This is a genomic window from Acinetobacter sp. GFQ9D191M, assembly GCF_011174875.1.
In the GTDB taxonomy this organism is placed as follows: Bacteria; Pseudomonadota; Gammaproteobacteria; order Pseudomonadales; family Moraxellaceae; genus Acinetobacter.
On record NZ_JAALGV010000122.1, the window covers coordinates 1 to 6,399 of the forward strand.

Consider the following 6,399-nt stretch of genomic DNA (forward strand, 5'->3'; position numbering starts at 1 on the left):
TCACCAATAAACTGACGTTTGCAGTCTTTGCATTGGTAGTTTTGTTTCCCATCTACTTTGATGCCATTTTTCTTTATACTGTCACTGAGGCAGGTTGGACATTTGATTTCTAGAGTTATTTGCATTTCTCTATTTTATCAAAATTCAACCTGCTTTTTTTTAGCATACTTTTTGATACACCACCAAAATGGATAAAAAATACTATATATAGAGATTTTAGTAAACTACAAACACAATATATGGTATTTTTAGCCATTGTCTCACTATTAAAAATTATATGAATGGCGGATTCAAGCAGCAAGTGCAACAGTATAAAAACCAGCCATAACTTCACTAGGCGTATACCAGCCTAGTGTTTTTCTAGGGCGATGATTGAGAGCAAATTCTATCTGCTCTATTTGTTCATTTGACACTTCATCAAACGAAGATGATTTTGGCAGATATTGCCTGGTCAGACCATTGGTATTTTCATTTCTGGCTCGTTGAATCGACTTGTATGGATCTGCAAAGTACGTCTCTATCCCTGCTTCCGTTATCCGCCGGTGCTCGGAGAACTCCTTACCATTATCAAAGGTTACACTGTAGGCATGACTGCTGCGCAAACATGCTAAAGCACACGAGATCGTTTTAGTTGTGGTTCTAGTTTGTCCCAAATGAACGATATGTACATACAAGCTTTTGCGCTCAACCAGAGTTAATAATGCCCCCTTGTGATTCTTGCCTATCACGGTATCACCTTCAAAATCACCTAGGCGTTGACGTTTCTCGATGACCTCATCGCGACAGTGAATACTTGTTCTATCAACGAGTTGGCCTCTACGGTCTGTATTTTTATAGCCTCGTTTACGATATTTCTTTTGATGTCTTAAATGAATGTGGAGCTTACCGCCTTTAGATTTATCTAGATAGACGTACTGATAAATCCATTCATGTGAAGGCACATCAAGCCAACCTCGTTGTGTTAAAGCACCTGAAATTTGCTCAGGAGACCAATCTAAGCCAATCAGATAACGAATATAAACGAGAGCAAAATCCGTCATTTGTGAAGAGGATCGATATCGTCTTTGACTTGAAAATTTCTCTGCCTGTTGAGCTCGATATCCACGTTTCCCAGTATTTCTTTTGATCTCACGATAAAGGGTTGATCGAGAACGTCCAAGCTCCCTGGCAAGGGTAGAGATTGAAGATTTGCTTTTCAAAGCAGCATAAATTTCGTATCTTTCATTTTGAGAAAGTTGGGTGTATTGCTTCATTGGGTGCTTTCCAATTGCGAGTTGAAAAAAGTCTAATGATTTTAATACACCTAACTTTTTCAACTAACTACAAATATGTCGCACTTGGTATTTGAATCTGCGAATATTATTGTTTTATTTTCAGCCATTTGGCACAAATATGGGGAGGCATCACTGTATGTCTGTAAAAAAGAAAAGCATACCCAATTACCGCGTACCTGCAAAAAATATGCAATTAATGTGTTATCCAAAATGCATGCATGCCTACCAAGTCTGGATCGCCTTATTTTTCCAGCTTAATGAGAAACAGCAAAACTATCACTTAAAAGCTTTTACACAAAAAATTGAAATTCCTATTCTTCCAACTAATAAACCAAATCTCTATTTTTTTAGCAGCCATTTCAGGTGGATCTATGCCCATTTTTACAATAAAAACAAAACCGAGTTTAAATTCCAAGCTTATGAAAAAAATAACTCCTACGAATTTATTATTCAGGGTTTAAGCGAAGTAAAGGCCTTACTGTGTTCCGGATTACACCACTCCATTCAGGGCTTAGATATCATCGCACATTGGCTAAATGAACAATACTTAGCTGCACATCTGCAGGAAGTTTTCGGTCAGGAAATTTTAACAATCGTTCATCTACGAGAATTAGCAGAACTAACAAAATCGAAAAGCCCAGTCAGTTCTGTTTCAAATTATACAGGCCCACTGTCATTAGAAAAAATTCTGGCAGGAATTTCATCATGAATGGATATAGTTACTTAGAAGATACTCAAGAATTAAAACTTGAGTCGTTTCGAAATTTCTATCGAGCACTGGCACAAGTAAAGCTAGAAAGTTTTCAAAATTCAATCAAACTCAATGACTTCATCAAACCTACTGAAATCGTTGAGCTTAACAACATTATAAATCAACAGCTTGCAGAAAAATCAATCAGTGAATATCCTCTGGTTCATTACCTTATTGCAATTATCAATACCCCATCAGCATATCGAGCTAATGCTCTGAAGTGGGCCATTTTCAATACTCAATGTATTGAATTGCTTGATAGCAAAGAACATGCAACCACCATAGCTAATCTGTGTATGCGTTTTCGTTTAGCCAGCACAAAGCGGGAGTATCATTGGCTTTATAACTTCTTACCAGCTCTCCCTATGGAGTTAGAGGATCTGCTTGAGTTTTTAAATAAAGCTGAAACAGAGAATAAAGAGTTAGTTGAACGCTCCACACCAAATTTAACAACAAAGCAAATAGGTCAACTGGCAAATATCCGCGTTATTTATACCTATGCGCATACGCAATCAGATCGTCAAAAAAGGCATCGGGAAAGCAATCCAAGCGCCCAAGAACCACCTCAAACTGATGTTAGAAAGACATCAAAAATAACGCTTGACGATGAAAAAACCTATCAAACTCATTTTGAACGTGGTGTGGCAAAATTGCCTATTGAAGAGAAAATCCTAGAAACTGTTGAAGATCATAATTTTGAGTTTAACTCAATAGAGCAATGCTCTATTACAGCTCAAATTAATAATCTCAAGAACAGGGTTTTACATAAAAACAAGAATGAGTTAATGAGTAAGCCAAATCCCCGAGTTTTCGATTTGCCTACTGCACAATATGTTATGCGCATTTTATTTGAACAAGCAGAAAACTCTCCAATTCATGCCTTACTTTTATTCTCAGTACTTAGTTTCACGCATTATGAAGAGCTACTAGTATTACGAACGCGTTTCTTTCTAAACCCAAAAAGTAAAGAAATCCGCTTTAGTCATGAAAACTGTTTTTTCCGTCAAAGTATTGATAGCTCTAAATTTAAAGATACATTTTTAAAAGAATATATGCTCAATATTGGTAATTCTTTTACTATTCCCTTACCTAAAGTTTATTTGGATCAGATACTTCGACTAAAGAAGTGGGATAAAGCCGATATTGCTTCTGAGGTACAGGAGCATCTACGTAGAATCAGTAATGATCTTACTTTTCCGTTAACAGCTCAAAATCTTCCGCGTTTAATCAGCGATATTACGCTGAATGAACTAGGATATGAGTTAGAAAGCAAATTATTGGCAGGAGAAAATGTCAACAACTACACACCATGCCATTACTTCTCAATAAAAATTACTGATATTCTAGATGTCTACATTCAAACCCTTGATTTGGTTTTTCCTCAGCTTGACAATAAATATATTGAGGAATTTAAATCTCCAATTACGTTTGGCAGTCAGCAAGTACCTGATCTTCCATTTGTCCAGTCCTTTTTTTACCAGCTTGACCATCAAGTTCGGAATAATCCAAATCCCTTTCAGACGTTAAATCATTATTCACTCTGGCTGTGGCATGTTTGTATGCTCATCACGTCGGCACGACCAAGCGAATCTTTCCCACCCAATCTAGATTATATTGACCTCGACAATCAATTGATGGCTGTTGCAGATAAAGAGCAGCGTTATTCGGGCACCATTGGGCGATATCTACCGTTTAATGATTATCTTCGTGATGAAATACAGTATTACCTAAAATATTTAAAACACTTTCTCTCCCTCACTAAAGCTTATCTACCTCAAGAAAAAGTACAAGCAATTCATGAGGTCCTTGATGGCAAGCGTCTCTTACTCTTATTTTATGACTCAAAAGAATATATCAGAAATCTGGAACTCTCTGATATTCAAAAATACTTTACAGAAATAGCCTTACAACGTAATTGGACCCGTCATTTTACTCGTTATTTTTTTGCCCAATACTGTAATGAAGATGTAGTTAAGGACATCTTTGGTCACGATGAGCCCATGCAAGAACTGTTTGACCGCTATTCAGCTTTTCAGACAACGGATTACGATCAAATTAGAGCAGCACAAGACAAGTTGGTCAAAACCTTAGCGCTTAAAAGCATGTCAAATTTCACGGGAATAATGATTACATGAGCAAACATCCTCACTCGCTCAAACGATTAAAGAAACATAGAGCAAAAAAAGCGTTTCATCTGCAACTATTTAGCGAAAAATGCTCAGAACTGACACCTGAAAATTATCCTGAAGTTTACCGGCAAGTTGATGACCGGCTTTTAGAGCACTGCAAATCCAATATCCGCAGCTATCAAATGGCACGTGTAGAATTTGCTAAATATATCAAGCGCTTTAATCTGTCAGCGAGTCAAAATTATCCAGTGCCGGCCGCACCCGTGAGACATGAAAGAACGTCACCACAGCAAAATATTGAAACCTTGAAATATGGTAAAAAGGTTACTCAATTTGTCAAAAATATGATTGATTATTGGGCAAAATCTAATAACTTCAGTCCAACCCAGTCACTCGGCTTCTGTTTGATTAGCTCCATCTTATTCAATGGCATTTACAACGATAAAGAATTGCAAAAATTTTTAAAAATTATTTTAAAAACTAATAAATTTCAAAGCTTCTTAGACTCGAATCATATTGTTTCGTTAGAGGTCCCAAATCAGCGCTTTGGTAATCAGCGTATTAATAACCCTGAGTTTTCAGTCAGCTATACCAAAACATTTGTGCTGCACGATATTGTGAAATGCTGGATCTACAGACTAAAACATCAAAAATTTGATTTATTTTCAGATATTAAAGATGCAGAAAATCTGATTAACGCTTGTATTATTGAATGCTTACCTGAAGAGAAGGTGCGTTGTAAAGACCTGTTAAAATACGGTTTTTACTATACACAGTTCCTGAAAAACAGCGGACTGGATCAAATATCCATTTGTATCTTAAAAAATGAAATTTACAGTTCCAGTCCTCTCGAAAAACAATTAGCAGCTTATTTTATTCAGCCTGAACCCTCGCCTACCCATACGATTCAGGATGTTTGTGAAAACCCTCAGGACCAGTCTACAGTCACTATTGCATTAGATGTAGCCGATATTTTAGTAGAAATACGTCAAGCTATTCGTGCAAAAAACTATAGCGATCAACTCATAAAGTTATATGCCGGAGAACACTCTCCGGCCTTGGAACGTTTGCTGCTGTGGACCATTCTTCGTTCCAAATTAACGGAGCCACAACTGAACGATTTCAACAATATTATCCAGCAGCAGAAACGATTTAAGCGCAAGCTTATACGCGCAGATTTTCAGCCAATTAAACAAAGCTCTCTAAAAACCATGTTTTCACAGTTTGCAGTGCATTGGCTGCAGGCAACGAAAGACAAAGATATTTCATCATTTTCAGATGCTGATTTTGAAGATCTGTATGGAGAAATGCTTCTACTGAAAAAAGAAACAGTTCGAGCAACTCTAGAAAAACGTCTGAGTGAGTTTCATCAAAAACAGACCTTATTCTTTAATGCACCTGCTGTCGATCTGGAGAATTTAATTCAACCAAAAATTTGCAAAACAGCATTAATCTCACCGCAGATTTTTCACAAGATGCTACAACAGCTGGAAAAAACACAAAATATTCCGCTGCATGATAAAAATATATTTAAACTGATTTTTATTCTGGGGTTCAGAGTCGGACTACGGATCAATGAAACATTGAATATCTTTGTACGTGATTTATTTATTAGTGAAGATACTGTAATGCTCACCATTCGCAATAATCGCAATAAAAATCAAAAAAGCTACTCTGCTTACCGCAAGATTCCTCTGCATCATCTACTTAAAGCAGATGAATTTCATGCATTTAAAACATATAGTCAGAATAGAAAACGTCTGCTAAAAGAACAAGGAAAATCAGTTGCACAACCGCTGTTTTTAAAACAGTCCTTAGAAGAAACTCATGAAAATGAAGTAAATTCCCTATTGAAACAATTGATCCAGCCAGTTTTTGGAGAACACAATTTTACTTACCATAGTCTGCGCCATTCTACATTTAATCATCTTTACCTGGTTTTAAAAAACTCAACTCTTACAGATGCATTTACTGACTATAGTCCACATGAGCAATTACGTATCCGTTATGCCTTGCTACGAAACAGAAATACTCAGCAAACCTGGTATGCACTTTCTCATTTTGCCGGGCACCTAACCCCTGAAACGACCTGTTCAAGCTATCTGCATTTAATGCACCTGGCAATTAGCTACCAACTAAATCAAATCGAAAGTCCACTCCCTAAAGAAGCCTATTTCAATAGATCTCTTGCGAAAGTCATTATTGCAAGTTCATCCGGTTTACTAGTGCAGCGATTAAGTTAATG

Annotated in this window: 4 protein-coding genes and 1 pseudogene; 3 read left to right on the top strand and 2 right to left on the bottom strand. The window is 36.8% G+C overall.

Annotation, left to right across the window (positions count from 1 at the left end; translation table 11 throughout):
- Both G5T77_RS15460 and G5T77_RS15465 read right to left on the bottom strand, forming a co-directional pair.
- The coding region (locus G5T77_RS15460) for an IS1 family transposase (protein WP_166236246.1) at positions 1-125 on the bottom strand (125 nt) is incomplete at its 3' end.
- A gap of 165 nt (positions 126-290) precedes the next feature.
- Positions 291-1,253, bottom strand: coding sequence for an IS30 family transposase (locus G5T77_RS15465; RefSeq protein ID WP_166135825.1), 963 nt, complete (start codon positions 1,251-1,253; stop codon positions 291-293).
- A gap of 235 nt (positions 1,254-1,488) precedes the next feature.
- On the opposite strand from G5T77_RS15465, the gene G5T77_RS15470 reads away from it, so the two are divergent.
- The 3 genes and pseudogenes from G5T77_RS15470 to G5T77_RS15480 form a co-directional block, all read left to right on the top strand.
- A complete protein-coding gene (locus G5T77_RS15470; RefSeq protein WP_166135831.1) occupies positions 1,489-1,983 on the top strand; it encodes a hypothetical protein in 495 nt (164 codons plus the stop codon).
- Positions 1,980-4,160, top strand: a complete 2,181-nt coding sequence (locus tag G5T77_RS15475) for a hypothetical protein (protein WP_166135828.1) — start codon at positions 1,980-1,982, stop codon at positions 4,158-4,160. The genes G5T77_RS15470 and G5T77_RS15475 overlap by 4 nt, the downstream gene beginning before the upstream one ends.
- Positions 4,157-6,334 (top strand): annotated as a pseudogene (locus G5T77_RS15480) (site-specific integrase); the annotation flags it as partial. The gene G5T77_RS15475 and the pseudogene G5T77_RS15480, both read left to right, overlap by 4 nt.
- Positions 6,335-6,399 lie beyond the last annotated feature (65 nt).